At 60.7% G+C, this 14,402-nt stretch carries 15 protein-coding genes and 2 pseudogenes; 7 read left to right on the forward strand and 10 right to left on the reverse strand.

What is annotated here, in order from left to right; all coding sequences use genetic code 11:
* Positions 1-907 precede the first annotated feature (907 nt).
* Positions 908-2,060 (forward strand): annotated as a pseudogene (locus tag ACWHTU_RS00485) (IS3 family transposase).
* 8 nt (positions 2,061-2,068) lie between these two features.
* Here ACWHTU_RS00485 and ACWHTU_RS00490 read toward each other — a convergent pair.
* From ACWHTU_RS00490 to ACWHTU_RS00525, 8 genes and pseudogenes are all read right to left on the reverse strand, one after another.
* Positions 2,069-2,215 carry a hypothetical protein gene (locus ACWHTU_RS00490; RefSeq protein WP_447860972.1) on the reverse strand — a complete coding sequence of 49 codons (147 nt, stop codon included), beginning with the start codon at positions 2,213-2,215 and terminating at the stop codon, positions 2,069-2,071.
* 26 nt (positions 2,216-2,241) lie between these two features.
* Positions 2,242-3,084 (reverse strand): HsdM family class I SAM-dependent methyltransferase, encoded by an 843-nt coding sequence (locus ACWHTU_RS00495; protein ID WP_447860973.1) that lies wholly within the window; start codon positions 3,082-3,084, stop codon positions 2,242-2,244.
* Between the two features lie 50 nt (positions 3,085-3,134).
* Positions 3,135-3,230 (reverse strand): annotated as a pseudogene (locus ACWHTU_RS00500) (N-6 DNA methylase); the annotation flags it as partial.
* Positions 3,227-3,934, reverse strand: a complete 708-nt coding sequence (locus tag ACWHTU_RS00505) for a type I restriction-modification system subunit M N-terminal domain-containing protein (RefSeq protein ID WP_447860974.1) — start codon at positions 3,932-3,934, stop codon at positions 3,227-3,229. The gene ACWHTU_RS00505 and the pseudogene ACWHTU_RS00500, both read right to left, overlap by 4 nt.
* Positions 3,935-5,179 (reverse strand): type I restriction-modification enzyme R subunit C-terminal domain-containing protein, encoded by a 1,245-nt coding sequence (locus ACWHTU_RS00510; RefSeq protein ID WP_447863285.1) that lies wholly within the window; start codon positions 5,177-5,179, stop codon positions 3,935-3,937.
* Entirely contained in the window at positions 5,110-5,883 is a 774-nt protein-coding gene (locus tag ACWHTU_RS00515) for a DEAD/DEAH box helicase family protein (RefSeq protein ID WP_447860975.1), read from the reverse strand. Before ACWHTU_RS00515 ends, ACWHTU_RS00510 begins: the two co-directional genes overlap by 70 nt.
* Positions 5,799-6,212, reverse strand: a complete 414-nt coding sequence (locus ACWHTU_RS00520; protein WP_447860976.1) for a type I restriction endonuclease — start codon at positions 6,210-6,212, stop codon at positions 5,799-5,801. Before ACWHTU_RS00520 ends, ACWHTU_RS00515 begins: the two co-directional genes overlap by 85 nt.
* Positions 6,202-6,429 (reverse strand): hypothetical protein, encoded by a 228-nt coding sequence (locus ACWHTU_RS00525; RefSeq protein WP_447860977.1) that lies wholly within the window; start codon positions 6,427-6,429, stop codon positions 6,202-6,204. The genes ACWHTU_RS00520 and ACWHTU_RS00525 overlap by 11 nt, the downstream gene beginning before the upstream one ends.
* Before the next feature lie 342 nt (positions 6,430-6,771).
* Here ACWHTU_RS00525 and ACWHTU_RS00530 point away from each other — a divergent pair, with 342 nt between their 5' ends.
* The 6 genes from ACWHTU_RS00530 (at position 6,772) to ACWHTU_RS00555 (ending at position 12,969) form a co-directional block, all read left to right on the forward strand.
* The gene (locus ACWHTU_RS00530) at positions 6,772-7,020 is read left to right on the forward strand and encodes a hypothetical protein (RefSeq protein WP_447860978.1); all 249 of its coding nucleotides are present in this window, start codon (positions 6,772-6,774) and stop codon (positions 7,018-7,020) included.
* Between the two features lie 1,068 nt (positions 7,021-8,088).
* On the forward strand, positions 8,089-9,120 hold the full coding sequence (locus ACWHTU_RS00535; protein WP_447860979.1) for a chromosome partitioning protein ParB: 1,032 nt from the start codon (positions 8,089-8,091) through the stop codon (positions 9,118-9,120).
* A gap of 93 nt (positions 9,121-9,213) precedes the next feature.
* Positions 9,214-9,564, forward strand: a complete 351-nt coding sequence (locus tag ACWHTU_RS00540; RefSeq protein WP_447860980.1) for a 4a-hydroxytetrahydrobiopterin dehydratase — start codon at positions 9,214-9,216, stop codon at positions 9,562-9,564.
* A 37-nt stretch (positions 9,565-9,601) separates the two neighbouring features.
* On the forward strand, positions 9,602-11,464 hold the full coding sequence (locus ACWHTU_RS00545; RefSeq protein ID WP_447860981.1) for a RiPP maturation radical SAM C-methyltransferase: 1,863 nt from the start codon (positions 9,602-9,604) through the stop codon (positions 11,462-11,464).
* A 66-nt stretch (positions 11,465-11,530) separates the two neighbouring features.
* Positions 11,531-12,541, forward strand: coding sequence for an NAD-dependent epimerase/dehydratase family protein (locus ACWHTU_RS00550; RefSeq protein ID WP_447860982.1), 1,011 nt, complete (start codon positions 11,531-11,533; stop codon positions 12,539-12,541).
* A gap of 95 nt (positions 12,542-12,636) precedes the next feature.
* The gene (locus tag ACWHTU_RS00555) at positions 12,637-12,969 is read left to right on the forward strand and encodes an arsenosugar biosynthesis-associated peroxidase-like protein (protein ID WP_447860983.1); all 333 of its coding nucleotides are present in this window, start codon (positions 12,637-12,639) and stop codon (positions 12,967-12,969) included.
* A 25-nt stretch (positions 12,970-12,994) separates the two neighbouring features.
* Here ACWHTU_RS00555 and ACWHTU_RS00560 read toward each other — a convergent pair whose 3' ends face one another.
* Both ACWHTU_RS00560 and ACWHTU_RS00565 read right to left on the reverse strand, forming a co-directional pair.
* Positions 12,995-13,267 (reverse strand): hypothetical protein, encoded by a 273-nt coding sequence (locus tag ACWHTU_RS00560; protein ID WP_447860984.1) that lies wholly within the window; start codon positions 13,265-13,267, stop codon positions 12,995-12,997.
* Between the two features lie 92 nt (positions 13,268-13,359).
* Positions 13,360-14,172, reverse strand: coding sequence for an inositol monophosphatase family protein (locus ACWHTU_RS00565; protein ID WP_447860985.1), 813 nt, complete (start codon positions 14,170-14,172; stop codon positions 13,360-13,362).
* Positions 14,173-14,402 lie beyond the last annotated feature (230 nt).

Here is a 14,402-nt window from a genome sequence, read left to right on the forward strand (position 1 = left end):
GGTGCGCTGCAGTTGACAAGAGCCCTTCACGGATATATTCCTCCTCGCGCCCCGTGTTGCTCCATTCATCAGACACTCCGTCGGCCTAGCCCCATGCCCTGCGCGTTAAGTCAATAACTCATGCCTGACACCATTCTTGTGCTGGTGCAGTGTGCGCATCATGCGCAGACATCGTGACGTTATACGCCACATGAGGAGCCTTCGAGATGATTATCAGGAGTCTTATCTGGGGCTCTCACGTCGTTTGCGCCCAGAAAAAGGCTCCCGACCCCTTTCGCCCCCTTTTCTTTTCCTATCCTTATGAAGGGTGTTCTAATTCTTCCCGTGCTTTTTTGACTCGTCTCGCGTGATCCTCTCGCCCGGCTCGCCGGACGGTGCGCCCGCTAGCGCAACGAGCACGCGTTCGCGGTTAGGATTCTCAAACCGCTCCCACGAAAATCGGCATCGTCGGTCACGAGAGTCAACCCTTGGCCCTTGCAGAGTTCAGTTAGCATCAAATCATTAATGTCACACCTTCCAGCCTCGTAGCGGTCAAGCAACGCTACGACATCCAGCGATGCGAACCCGCTCTCTATTCTCGTCGAGACCTGAAAAACACGTCGGCACGAATCAGCGATGCTCTTAACGACTGATTTGAAGGAGGAACTCTTGCGGTATAGCTTAAAATCCGGCCTTGCCTTGACTGGGAGGCTGTTATAGGCGAGCCGGGCAAGGACATTGACAAACTCAGAGAGGATAATCACATCGATAAAAACTTAGGAGTGAGCTTGGAGGATTTTCTTGTAGGCAGAGGAATACGTCTTCGCTCGTTGATCTGTTGGTCTATACTGCGGACTGTAAATAAAGGGGTTCTGCCCCGCTTTTACGGACACCGTGTTAAGGTCCATACTGGGCCAGGAGGGGTGTCATGGCACAGAGGCAAAGGTTTTCAGCGGAGTACACACGAGAAGCGGTGGCGCTGCTGGAGGCGCCAGGGGGCACGGTGAGGCAAATTGCCGTCGACCTGGGGATTGGGGCGGCTCTGTTGGGGCGGTGGCGACGCGAGGTGCGGCAGGCGCCGGGCCACGCCTTTCGAGGTCCCGGCCGCGCCTGGGATGAGGAACTGAGCCAGGTGCGGCGGGAGTTGGCCCGGGTGGCGAAGGAGCGGGATTTTTTGCGCGAAGCGGCAGCGTTCTTCGCGAGAGCGTCGCGATGAAGTCCCGGATGATCCACCGCTGCCGCGAGGCCTTTCCCATCCGGTTGCTGTGTCGGTGTTTGCGGGTGTCGCCGAGCGGGTATTATGGGGGGCGACGCGGGGGCCGAGCGCCCGCGCGCAAGAGAATGCCCGGTTGTTGGCGCGCATTCAGCCGGTCCATGCCGACCACGACGGCGTCGTCGGGAGCCCGCGGATCTGGGAGGATCTGCGCTATGCCGGCGAGCGCTGTGGCCGACACCGGGTGGCCTGTCTGATGCGCCGCGCGGGCTTGCGCGGGGTCCCGCAACGGCGGCGCTGGCGGACCAAGCCGTCAGGGACACCTCCACCCGGCACCCGCAATCATCTGGCGCGGGACTTCCCCGCCACCGCGCCCAACACCAAATGGGTGACCGACATCACCTACATTCGCACGGCCGAACACTGGTTGTACTGCTGTGTGGTGCTGGATTTGTATTCCGGAGTGGTTGTGGGCTGGTCGATGAGTCCGCGGCAGGATCGCCAGTTGGGGGTCCAGGCCGTGCTGAGGGCGCTCTGGCAGCGGCCCGCCCGGACGCCCGTCATTCTCCATTCGGATCGGGGCTGTCAGTTTACCTCGGAGGAATATCAACAGTTCCTGGCGGCCCATCAGGTGCCATGCAGCATGAGTGCGGTGGGAAGCTGCGCCGATAACGCGGCGGCGGAGAGCTTCTTCGGGCGGCTCAAACGCGAGCGGGTGAATCGGCGCCAGTCTCGGACGCGCGCCGAAGCCCGGGCGGATATCTTTGATTACATCGAGCGCTGGCACAATCCCCGGCAGCGCCGGCGACTCGAGATGCAGCAACGGGAAGCGAAACTCGTAACTCACCTGTCCGTGGAAACGGGGTAGAACCCACTTCATCCCGCTGACTCCACATCCTTGAGCAGCTTTTCCAGCCCTGCCGTGATCTCGCGCTCGATCGCGAGGACTTCCCGAATCAACTGCGCCGGGTCTTCCTCCGGCGGCTTCTCCGCGATCTGCGGCTTGTAGCGGCCGGCGGCCAAGTTGTAGTCGTTCTCCGCAATCGTGGTCAGCGTGGCCCACCAGCAGCGCGGCTCCGGGGTCCCCGGCTCAAAAGCATGCCCCCTTCCACGCCCGGCGGATCTTTGAAGCCGGACTTCTTGTACGCCGTCCATTGCTGGAGCAGGTCTGGAATGTCGTTGCGGTCCGGTGTTTCCGGCCGGCCGCCGCCCACGATCTTGTCCGGATCATAGCCGTCCGCTCGCACGTTGTAGAACCAGACTTTATGGGTTCCGGAAGACGAAGCCCCCTCGCCCTTCCCTCTCCCACGGTGGGGAGAGGGTACAGACACCGGGCGGCGGAAGACGAGGACGCCGGTCTTGACGCCGGCGTAGGGCTTGAACACACCCGCCGGGAGGGAGACCACGGCGAGCAACTCAAAGTCCTCGATGAGCTTGCGCCGAAGTTCCACATGCGCCTTTGTGGAGCCGAAGAGCAGTCCTTCCGGCACGACGACGGCGCAGCGGCCGCCGGGCGCCAGGGCCTGCATCATGACGCCCAGGAAGAGCAGCTCGCTCTTTTTTGAATTGGTCGGCAGGTCCTTGCGGATCGAATCCTGGGGCAGGATGCCGGAGAAGGGCGGATTGGACAGGATGACCTTGTAGCGGCGACGCAGGTCGTCCTCGGTCAACCCGCCTATCTCGGAGAGCGAGTTGGCCCGCTTGACCTGCGCCTTGCGGATGCCGCGAAGCACCAGGTTCATCATGGCGATCCGCATCATCTGGCGGCTCACGTCGAAGCCATAGATCGCCCGTTCGAGCAGCTCCCAATCGGGAATCTTCTCGCCGGGTCCCTTCCGGTACCATTGGACGGTCGGCAGCCGTTTTGCTCGTCGCTCGCCTTCTCTAGCCATTCTTCGCCGTAGATGGGCACTCGTTGCGGCTCGGCGGAGTACTTCGCCGGGATGTACTCGACGGCATCAATGAGAAAGCCGCCGGTGCCGGCGGCCGGATCGAAGATGGTGTCACCGAGGTCCGGGTCCACCATCTCCACCATCATGGTCCGAATCTGGCGGGGGTCCGGAACTGGCCGTTGAGCGCCGACTGGCCGAGGTGCGTGAGGAGATACTCGAAGATGTCGCCCTTGACGTCGGTGCCGAGTTTGCGGAAGTCGAGCCCGTCCAGTTCGTCCACCACTTGCTTAAGGACGTTGGGGTCCGTGATCTCCAGGACGGCGTCGCGGAAGTACTCGGCGATCTGCGGCTCTTCTTTGACGAGCGAGGCCATGTAGGGAAAGACTTCGTTGCGAAGGAAGTCGCGCAGGTCGGTCCCGCTTTTGAACCGCCACTTGGACCACCGGTAGCGCTCGGCCTGCTTGGGGAAGAGCAGCCGCCCATTGCCGTTGCCTTTGCCGCCGGTGAGCCGGGCGCGCAATTCGCGTTCGGCTTCCTCTTCGTCCAGCAGCTTGAGGTAAATGAGGTAGGAGATCGGTTCGATGTAGGTGACGGGGTTGGTGACACCACCGGCCCAGAGGATGTCGGTGATGCGATCGAGCTTTCGGCGGAGGTCCTGATTCATTTTGATCCGGGACCCGAGCTGGCGGCAAATCCTTCTGGCAAGCAGGTCCGCGATTTCCGTGTGCCGCGGGACCGTGGCCGACCGGCTCGGATCGGCGAGATTGACGTAGCGGCTATGTCTTGCGCCCTCGCGGAGCAGGGTACAGCCGAACCGTTCCAGATGGCGGATCAGCTCACGCCGCTTCACTCAGACCTCAATCTCTTCGACAACCACTTGACGCTTCGGCAACTTCGACAAGTCCATCGGCTCTTGCATCAGATGGACGGCGTCAGCCAGGTTCTCCCTGGCTTCTTTCAATGTCTTGCCCTGGGTTAAGGCCCCTGGGACATCCTCGGTCCACGCCACCCACCATTGTCCGTCCTTGACGAAATTGGCTCGAATTTTCATGGCCGGCGCCTCCTGCGCACTCTTTCTTGTGAAGACACAAGCATTCAGGTCCGAGATGACTTCCTTGAGGCCTTGCTCGCCGAACAGTTCGACACCCAGGCCGGCCGCGTTGAGGACAGACAGTGGCGGCTTAAAGAGGTCATCCAACTCGAGCTTGCCGCCGCCGATTCCCCGATTCTTGAGCAAGGACAGGTATTGGGCCTGCTGCGGCGTCAGCGATTTCGAGACCAACCAGGCTTGGAAATTCTCCGTGACCTCCTCCTCGTGGCCCTTCACCTTCACCATGCTCAACGCGTGCTTGACAAAATCCACAAGGTTCTCGCCAAGCTGTCGGTAGGCCCTCCGCAGGTTGTCTTCGTTGAAAGAAGACTTGGGATTGTTCAGCCGCGCAGCCAGCGCCTCTTCCTCCTCAGCCGTGAGGGCTTGCCCGGACCGAATCTTCTGGAGCGCAGGATCGTTGGAACCGGCAGAGCGGATGGTCCGTTCCCAATTCGTCACGTAATCGCGTTTATCCACCCGCTCGCCCTCTGGCCCGACTTCCACGTAGCTCACCGCCTGGAGCCATTCGTCCTCCAAGCCCAACTCGATCAGGTCGCGCCCCGGCCTCGGGGGCGTCGGTTCGCCACTTGGTGCTCGGCCGCCGCCGGTGCTGACAAACACCTCGGCTTCGCTATCGTTGAAATACTCGTGGTTACCGAAGAAATCGTAGATGACAAAGCCCCGTTTCCCGATATGCGGAGCGGTCCGCGTGCCCCGGCCGCGCATTTGCTGGTACAGGATCGGGCTCCGCACCCGGCGGCACATGACCAGGTGGAGGACTTCCCGGCAGTCGAATCCTGTGTCGAGCATACCGACGCTCACCGCGATCTGCGGGAGATCCTCGCCCTTGAACTTGCGGATGAGATCGTCGGCGTTCGGCACATCGCTCGTAACGACTTCGGCGTAACGGCCTTTGTATTCGGGATGCAGTTCGTTCAGGTAATAGGCGAGCCTGGCTGCGTGGTGCTTGGTGATCGCGAAGACGATAGCCTTGCCTGAACCGATCTGCTACCCGGGCGCCAACTCCCGATAGTGCTCCCAGGCCAGCCGATCGAACTCCCGCAACATCTTGCGATTCGTGTCCTCGTTGGTCCATGTGCGCTCGAACTCGACGGATCATAACGCTCCTCCTCCACGTCGGTGCCTTCGGCCAAGAAGACCGTGATACCGGTCGAGAACTTGTAGGGGACAAGATACTCTTCGCGAAAGGCTTGCTGGATCGAGTAGGCAAAATCCGGTTGGCTCTCCGTACGGTGATAAAACTGGAAGGTGTTCCGCTCGATGTAGGCAGACGGGGTCGCGGTGAGGTCGATGTGCAGGGCGTCGAAGTGGGTCAGCGCGGTCTGCCAGGCTCCACAGATGGACCGGTGGCATTCGTCGGCGATGACGACGTCGAAATAGCCGCTGGTGAACTCCTGATACCGGCCGATCATGGTTTGCAGGAGGCACACGGTGATCTGTTTCTCCTGCCGCACGGCACCGGGCTTGAGCCAGTAGCTCCCGTATTGACTGAGAATGTCTTGCAGCGCTTCGATGGCCTGTTTCGCCAGTTGGTCTCGATCCACGAGGAAGAGAATGCGCTCCGCCCGCCCGGCTTTGATGAGCCGTTGGAGGTACAAGCAGATCAGGTCCGTCTTGCCGGTGCCGGTGGGCAGCTCGATGAGAAACCGTCGCTTGTCCAATTCGACGGCCTGGTCCAGCGCCTGCATACACTCCCGCTGATAGAGGCGCACCCGCCGTTGTTCCCCTTGTCGCAGGTAGAGAACTCAGGGATCGCGATCGTCGCCAGCGGCCGTTTGGTCTCCCTGAGGTGAGCCAGCCGTTCGAGATCGCGCCGGGAATAAAACGAGTTGACGATGCGCGCATCGTCGTTGGTGTAGTCCCAGAAGTAGATGAGCTCACCGTTGGTGAGGAAGATGAACGGCGCGCCGAGGCTCTTGGCATAGGGGGGCGCCTGGTGCTTGGCGGCGTAGGGTTCGATGGCCAAGCGTTTCGCTTCGATGATGGCGAGGGGCCGGCCGTTCTGGCTAAGCAGCACGTAGTTCGCGCGCGCCCAGCCTTCGGTTCACTCCCTCTACCTGTGAGCGAGGCCCCCCACTGAGCCCGCCCACTTCGGCTCCGGCGCTTGCGCCGCCCGGCATACCGGCCATCACCTCGGTCAGTACCATCGCCTTGTCAGACGGCTCCCATCCCGCTTGCCGTAGCAGGTCGTTGATCAGGATTCGCGCGTCCGTTTCCTTCGTGAGGTCCGGCATGCCCTTCTCTTGAGGAGCCGACGTTCGGGGCCAGCTCCGTGGTCGCCGGTGACTGCTCGCTTTATACGGCTGCCACGGAGGTACAGCCCCAGAGGTCTGGCGGAGCGCAATTGGTCGTAAGTTGGATGGTCACCCCAACGCTCCGATAGGCAGAAGGATAAGGCAAGGCCGCTGAAAAAGCGACAGGGTCGCACTGAGGTGAAGCGGACCGTGCACAAAGTTGCCCTGGCACAACGGCCGTGTCCGTGCATGAAAGAACCAGTCGGCTTGGCGGCTCCAGGCCTCTTGAAATTCTCGATCCCGCGCGTTACTGAAGTGACACATTGGCCAGGAGGTGAGGTTATGGAAATTGAAGGGAAATTCACCCTCAAGAAGCGCGAGGATGGGCGGTTTGACGTGAGCTTCGAGCCGAAGGAAGAAGGCAAGGCTCCCAAGCGGTCGCGCAGCTTTTCGAGCTACGACGGGATGCGACGCTACCTGCTGGATGTCGGGGTCAAGTCGGACAAAATTCCCGCTCTGCAGGAATTGCGGCCCGGTCAGACCACCAGTATCAGCGACGTCAAGGTCGAATCGAGCCGGATTGCAGCCTGAAGAATGGAACCGCGATCAAGACCCTGGCTTCCAGCACTAGGTTGAACGGCGTCTGGGAGGCGCAGCGGAAACGGAGAAGCCGCCTTTCGTCGCCACGAGGCGTAGCCTGTGGCCTCCCAAGCCTGGGCTTCCGGCACCGGTCCTTTTTTTGTAGATGAGCGAGGCCGGCCACGATCTTTGTCGAAGTAGCCGAGTATACGCGGCCGATCAGATTGGGGGGCCTCGACCTTATCCCCGCGACCAGGTCTACGATCGTCCAGGGCCGAACCTCTGCTCGATTTTCGAGCTCTGCGGTAAACGCCGTCGTGATGACCTAAAAGGTGGCAGGTAGAAAGAGCAGGCTCGTTTTATCAGCGAGCGCCAACGCCTGCTCTACCGCTCCAGACGCTCCTTCACGCCCCATTGACACGTTGCTCCGAGAGGAGTAGATAGAGTGCTGCAGCCGGCCGAATGAGCGACCAGATGGGGGATAGAAGGGAGTCGGACAGACCGCGCGGCTGTCAACAAGACTCCCGGTTGACTCCCAAAAGGGGAGGAGGTGGACTGATGGACGATCGTACTCCACCTGGCCAGGAGGGCCCGCCGAGTCAAGGGCGGGCTTCTGCCCGGTCATGCTAGCCGGTTCTTCAACGGCTGTGCCTCGCGGCACCACAGACCATCCGGACTACAGCCCTACAAAGTCGGAGAACCCGCGGCGAGCATGAGGAACACAAGCGCCTGGGAGTTACCGGTTCTCCCCCGACCAGAAGCCTCAGCAGCTCCCTAATCGCGCGGGTCTACCCGAAATAAGTACCATAGTTTACTCGGCGTCCTAAGCGCCAGGCATGGGCTACCTTCCGGAAGGTAGCCCATGTTGTTTTGAGACCTGTCGTCGATTCTCCAATAAAAGGTCATCAATCCTCTGTAGCTTTGTAAGCCGTTGGTTCATCCCCCAGGGTGAAAATCGCGAATAGTTAGCAGCAAATAGCCTAAAGCTGTTTGCCCCTGGTACTCGCGCTTTCGGCGTAGGGGAAGAGGGGGCTTTCCTTTTCCTCCGAGGGTGGCCTACCATATCCTCCGCATACTCAGATGGCGGAAAGAAAGCCCAAAGCCACGAAAGCGCCCGGAACCGTGCGACGCCGCCGCAAACCCGCTGGCGCGTCCACGGGTCTGGCCCCGAGGGAACTGCTGGCCGCCGCGCCGCCTGCGGAGGTGGCGGATCTGCACCGAACGATTGAAAGCCACGGGGGAAAGGTCCTGTCGGTCTACCGCGAACCGTATGGCGGGAAGTGGCTGGTCTTCGCAGCGTTGCCCATCGACATGGTCGAGCCGACGCCGTATCAGCGCAATCTCTCCGACAGTCACGTGCGAAAACTGGAAGCTGTGATCGGACAGATCGGGCGGTTCCTTGATCCGATCGTGGTGGTCCGCGCGCCTGGGGTGGGTGGTACGGCGCTAGAGGGAGACCAAGAACCGGAGGGCCGCGCCAAATACTGGACGCCGAACGGACACCATCGGCTTTCCGCGATGCGGATGCTGGGAGCGAAAAGCATCACAGCGATCGTGGTGCCGGAAGCGTCGGCGGCCTATCAGATCCTCGCCCTGAACACGGAGAAAGCCCACAATCTGCGGGAGAAAGCCCTCGAAGTGATCCGCATGTACCGAGAGTTGGCTCGTCTGGACGACGTGACGGAAAAGACCTACGCCTTGGAATTCGAGGAACCGGCGTTGATTACCCTGGGACTCTGCTATGAGGAGCGGCCCCGTTTCAGCGGCGGCGCCTACCATCCCGTGCTGAAGCGCGTGGATGAGTTTCTCAAACGACCGTTACGCGAAGCGCTAGAGGTTCGGGGGCGGCGGGCGAAGGTCGTGCTTGCGCTGGATGATCAGATCCTCAAGCAGGTCGAAGCGCTGAAGGCCAAGGGATTGACCAGCCCGTATCTCAAAAGCTTCGTTGTCGCGCGGGTGAACCCGCTCCGCTTTCGGCCCAAGGGCGCCGCTCCGCTGAGTTTCGATGAGGCGCTCGATCGCATGGTGAAGGCCGCGGCCAAGTTCAACCCGGACAAGATCGACGTCGAGGATCTGGCGAAGGCGGGCGGCGTGCCGGATGACAACGAGTAAGGGAGGCCGGTTGCAGGGACTGTTTGAGCGCCATTAAAATGGCGATTCTGGAGCGTTCTGCTGGTTCCGTGACCGGCGTGAAGGAGGAACCGTATGGGTCTTGCGGATAACAAGTGCGTCCCTTGCCGCGGCGGCGTGCCGCCGCTACCCGAGGCCCGCGTCCAAGAGTTGCTGAAAGAACTCGGACGCGGCTGGCAGGTCAACAAGGACGGTCATCTGGAGCGGCTCTATACGTTCAAGGATTTCAAGCAGGCGTTGGACTTCGTCAACAGGGTTGGCGCGGTGGCGGAAGCGGAGGGCCACCATCCGGACTTGTACCTTGCGTGGGGCAAATGCAAGGTCGAGATCTGGACCCACAAGATCAACGGCTTGACCGAAAGCGACTTCTACCTGGCCGCCAAGGCGGATCGGGAGTTCGAACCGTTCCGTGCGACGGCCGCCTAACGCCCGCGCCGGGCGGGCTGCCCGAAGGGGAGCGACGATGAGCGACAAGGCGCCGGTGGCGCTCGTCAACATGCCTTTCAGCTACTCGAAGTATCCGTCCATTCAACTGGGCACGCTCACAGCCCTGCTGAAGGCCAAGGGAATCGGCGTCGAGTGCCATTATTTGAACGTCCGTTTCGCCCACAAGATCGGCGTGCCGCTGTACGAATCCATCTGTGAGAAGCGAGCGCTGTTCGGAGAATGGCTCTTTTCCTACCTCCTCTTTCGCGACAATCCAAAACGCGCGGAGTATCCGCGCATGTTCAAGCCGGTGTTCGAACAGCTCTCGCGCGAGAGCGGACAGCCGATGTCCTACTTCGAGGAGATGGCCAACCGGATCGCGCCGCAGTTCCTGACGTGGGCCATGACGGCGATCGATTGGGGGCAGTACCGTGTCGTCGGTTTCACCTCCACCTTCGATCAGAACGTCGCTAGCCTCTCGCTGGCGAAGCTCATCAAAGATCTGTATCCGCAGGTCAAAATCGTTTTCGGCGGCGCCAACTATGACGGCGACATGGGGCTGGAGTACTTCCGCGCGTTCCCCTGGATCGACTATGTGGTGGTTGGCGAGGGCGAGGAAGTTTTCCCGCTGCTGGTGACGCAGATCCTGGAGGGGAAGGACGAGGCGTATCCCAAAGGCGTGGCCTATCGCAAAGACGGTCAGGTCCGGTTCGAGCCCAACCTGTCGCTCTTCACCGACTTCGCGCACACGGGCCCGCCAGATTACGACGATTATTACCGGCAGTTGGCGGAACTGGGCGCCGAGTCGTTCCGCGGACTCGATCGGATTCTGCTCTACGAGGGCTCGCGCGGCTGCTGGTGGGGTGAGAAACATCATTGCACCTTCTGCGGCCTGAACGCGCAGAGCATGAAATTTCGGGCGAAGTCACCGGAGCAAGTGCTGCGCGAGCTGGAGTATCTCTCCAGCCGCTACGACACCACGCGCTTCCGGCTCGTGGACAACATCATCGACATGAAGTACATCGAGGATCTGTTCGGGAAGCTCGCGGCGGAACACTGCGACCTGGACGTGTTCATCGAGACTAAGAGCAATCTTCAGAAACCGCAGATCCGCACACTGGCGGCAGGCGGGGTAAAGTGCATGCAGCCAGGTCTGGAGAGCTTGAGCCAGAACCAATTGCGGGCGATGGACAAGGGCGTGAGCCCGATGCAGAACATCCTGTGCCTCAAGTGGAGTTATTACTACCGGATCGTCGTCTCCTGGAACATCCTGCTCGGCTTCCCTGGCGAGACCGACGAGGACTATCGCCGGCAGATCGATCTGATCCCCTCTTTATTCCATCTGCAACCGCCGGAGGCGGTCGGGAAGTTCTGGTTGGAGCGGTTCAGTCCGTATTTCATGCGGCCCCACCAGTACGGCGTGCGGATCACCGGACCGGGGTTGGCCTACGAGTACGTCTACGACGCGCGGCAGGTCGACTTGATGAAGATCGCCTACGATTTCGAATACGAATTGGAAGACTGGCGGGTCGATCCGCATGTCTACCAGGAACTGGTGGATCTGGTGCACGAGTGGCAGCGGCGGCACGCCTCCGACGACAAGCCGTTTTTGTATTATTCCAAGGCGCTGCGGTACATCACCGTGTATGACGGGCGGAATCCCGGCTCGCCGACCCGCGAGCGCTTCGAGTGGCCGGCGTCGTTCATCATCGAATATTGCAACGAAGCGCCGAAGTCGGCCGAGCAGATTCACAACGCCATGCTGGCCCGCGATCCGCACGCGGACGAGTCGGCCGACATGATCGCGGCGCAGCTCGCGCAGTTGACGGCGAAGCGCATCTTGTACGAAGAGAAAGGCAGATACCTGACCCTAGCGATTCCTGAGCATCCCTTCTTGTGACGGTCCGGGCCTGCGGCGCTCCTCCGGCTGCCCGCCCCGCTTTTCCTCTTCCAGGAGGAAGCCAGCATGAAAGTTTTGGTTCTTGGAGGAACCGGACATCTCGGGTCGAACCTCGTCCGAGCGTTGCTGGCCAGAGGCGATGAGGTCCGAGTTCTGGTCAGGCCCATCCGATCCAGCCGCCAGGCGGTCGGACATCTGATGTTGCGCGGTCTCGACGTCGAACGGGTCGACGGCGACCTGAACGACGCGAAATCACTGATCCGGGCCTGCGAGGGGGTGCGCGTCGTCTACCAAGCGGCCAGCTACTATCCGTCCCAGACGATTCCCGTCGAGGCCGCGACGAGACAGGCGCTCGCCGAAACGGACAATCTGCTCCGAGCGGTGCACCGCGCCTCGGTTGAACGGCTCGTCTTCACCAGCACCTTGACGACGATCGGTTTCCCCGCGCAGCCCGGTCGGCTCGCTGACGAGGACTGCGCGTTCACCACGGCCTATCCGAACAATCCGTACCTCATGGCGAAGATCGCGATGGAAAATGCCGTGCTGGCGGCCGCCAAGGACGGCGTGCCGGCGGTAGTGATCAACCCGACGGCGTTTTTTGGCCCGTTCGACAGCAAGCCGACCAGCGGCACGCAAATTCTGATGATCGCCAAACGGATGATGCTGGGGTACGTGGACGGTCCTGTGAACGCAATCGATGTGCGGGACGTGGCGGAAGGCATGATTCTCGCCGCCGCACGGGGCCGCGTCGGCGAACGGTATATCCTTGGCAATTGGAACACCACGCAAAAAGAGCTCAACGCCCTAATTGCTCGGGTGGCCGGTGTGCGGCCGCCGCTGGTACCGGTTCCGTTCGCGCTGGCCCGAGTCGGCGCCAAGGTCGGCGACGCAGTGTTTCGTACGATTTTTCGCCGGCCTGCTCTGGTGCCCGGATTCTTTGTTGAAGTGCTGGCCCACATGCAGCAGTATGACTGCTCCAAAGCGATCCGCGAATTGGGCTATCCGCGCCGTCCCGTGGAGCACGCGATCCGAGACGCGCTGGCTTGGTTCAGGGCGAACGGCTATCTGCCGGCGTGATCGCGAAGGGAACGATTATGGATGAGGAATTGTCGGCTCAGGTGTGTCGGAATCTCTCTGCAACGGTCATCGTTCACATTGGGGTGGAGTGACGCATGGAGACCTATTATCATCCAAAAGACCTGGGCAAGTTCCCCGACATGGGCAAAGGGAACAAGGAACTATGGGAGAAGTTCATGAGCTACTACAACGCCGTGTTTGCGGAAGGGGCGTTGACGGAGCGTGAAAAGGCGCTCATCGCGCTCGGCGTGGCCCATGCCGTGCAGTGCCCCTATTGTATCGACGCGTACACGCAGGCGTGTCTCGAGAAAGGCTCGAACGTGGAGGAGATGACCGAGGCCGTCCACGTCGCGTGCGCCATCCGTGGCGGCGCCTCGCTGGTGCACGGTGTGCAGATGCGGAATGTCGCGGACAAACTGTCGATGTGAATTCCGAGCCGGGGCGAGGGGGTTATCAGGCGTTGCCCGGCGGATCCGGCTCCGCCTCCGCCAACACCCGAGAGAATCGAGCGCCTACGATGGTGGTGACTTTGGCCATGAGGTCCTTCACTTCGTTCCATTCATGCGGCAGGAGGTCGTGTTTCAGTTGGGGATGGATCGCCCACTCGGCGCTGACTTGCTTGCCGTTGCGAGACACGAGCACGCGGAGCAATTCGACATCCCACACTTCGGGGGCTTTCTGAGCCGGCTGACCGGGTGTACCGGGTGGAATGTGCGTTGCCGACATGGTCTCCCTCTCTCGAATGAGGTCGGACGCATCTTAGCGTATTTCAGGGGCTCCTGTATACCAGGTAACGCCCAGCACGTGCGAAACGGCTTTCAGCCCAACGCCAGGACCGCGAGCATGGCTTCGTGGATCAGCCCGTTACTGGCCACCAGTCCCTGATCGTAGATTGACAGCGGCCCGCCTTTGAAATTCGAGACCCGCCCGCCCGCCTCCCGGAGGATCACCACCCCGGCCGCCATGTCCCACGGCTGGAGCTTCAACTCCCAAAAACCGTCGAATCGACCCGCGGCGACGTAGCACAGATCAAGCGCGGCCGTGCCCGTGCGCCGCAGCCCTTGCGCGCGCAGCGCGAATCGAGCGAAATGATCCAAGTTGTTGGCCGGTGTGTCCCGGATGTCATACGCAAAGCCCGTGACAAGCAGGGCCTGATCAAGCCGCTGAACGTCGGAAACGTGTAGACGAGTGCCGTTCAGATACGCGCCCTGCCCAACCACGGCCGTGAACAGTTCGTCTCTGGTGGGATCGTACACCACTCCTAGCAACCCCTGTCCCTCGTATTCCAGGCCGATTGATACGCAATAGGCCGGGTATCCGTGCGCGAAATTGGTGGTGCCGTCCAATGGATCGATGATCCATTGAAACGCAGAATCTGTGCCGAGCTGTCGCCCGCGCTCCTCGGCGAAGATCCCGTGCGAGGGATAGGCTGCCAAGATGCAATCGATGATCGCCTGTTCGGCCTGATGGTCCGCGTCGGTGACCAGGTTCACTACGCTTTTATATTCGATCTGAAAACCCGAGCGTGCGTATTGCTGAAGGATCGCACCGGCTTTTCGAGCCGCGTCTACAGCAACGGTCTTGAACCGTTCATGCCGGGAACCGAAAAGAGGAGGCAAGACATCATTCATTGCATCAGGATCATATCAAAAAAGATTTCGGGAACGTCGATGTGGGCAAGGCCGATCGATGGAGGATAACGGAAAATCAGTCCTAATACTTCCAAACATTTACATCTCCAAATAAGATTTTTCCCAGTTTTGACTTGTAACTATTTAAAAACTTTAATGAGACGAATGCAGAAGACTTTAGAACAAGGCTTTTCTTGCTTAAAAATACATACAAAGCTCATGAGCAGAAT

It is taken from the genome of Nitrospira calida (assembly GCF_976986435.1).

What these genes read in the sequence shown, in the direction of transcription:
- ACWHTU_RS00495 (WP_447860973.1), bottom strand. Translation starts at nt 3,084, where the DNA reads ATGGCTAGAGAAGGCGAGCGACGAGCAAAACGGCTGCCGACCGTCCAA.
- ACWHTU_RS00515 (WP_447860975.1), bottom strand. Translation starts at nt 5,883, where the DNA reads ATGCAGGCGCTGGACCAGGCCGTCGAATTGGACAAGCGACGGTTTCTC.
- ACWHTU_RS00525 (WP_447860977.1), bottom strand. Translation starts at nt 6,429, where the DNA reads ATGCCGGACCTCACGAAGGAAACGGACGCGCGAATCCTGATCAACGAC.
- ACWHTU_RS00530 (WP_447860978.1), top strand. Translation starts at nt 6,772, where the DNA reads ATGGAAATTGAAGGGAAATTCACCCTCAAGAAGCGCGAGGATGGGCGG.
- ACWHTU_RS00535 (WP_447860979.1), top strand. Translation starts at nt 8,089, where the DNA reads ATGGCGGAAAGAAAGCCCAAAGCCACGAAAGCGCCCGGAACCGTGCGA.
- ACWHTU_RS00540 (WP_447860980.1), top strand. Translation starts at nt 9,214, where the DNA reads ATGGGTCTTGCGGATAACAAGTGCGTCCCTTGCCGCGGCGGCGTGCCG.
- ACWHTU_RS00545 (WP_447860981.1), top strand. Translation starts at nt 9,602, where the DNA reads ATGAGCGACAAGGCGCCGGTGGCGCTCGTCAACATGCCTTTCAGCTAC.
- ACWHTU_RS00550 (WP_447860982.1), top strand. Translation starts at nt 11,531, where the DNA reads ATGAAAGTTTTGGTTCTTGGAGGAACCGGACATCTCGGGTCGAACCTC.
- ACWHTU_RS00555 (WP_447860983.1), top strand. Translation starts at nt 12,637, where the DNA reads ATGGAGACCTATTATCATCCAAAAGACCTGGGCAAGTTCCCCGACATG.
- ACWHTU_RS00560 (WP_447860984.1), bottom strand. Translation starts at nt 13,267, where the DNA reads ATGTCGGCAACGCACATTCCACCCGGTACACCCGGTCAGCCGGCTCAG.
- ACWHTU_RS00565 (WP_447860985.1), bottom strand. Translation starts at nt 14,172, where the DNA reads ATGAATGATGTCTTGCCTCCTCTTTTCGGTTCCCGGCATGAACGGTTC.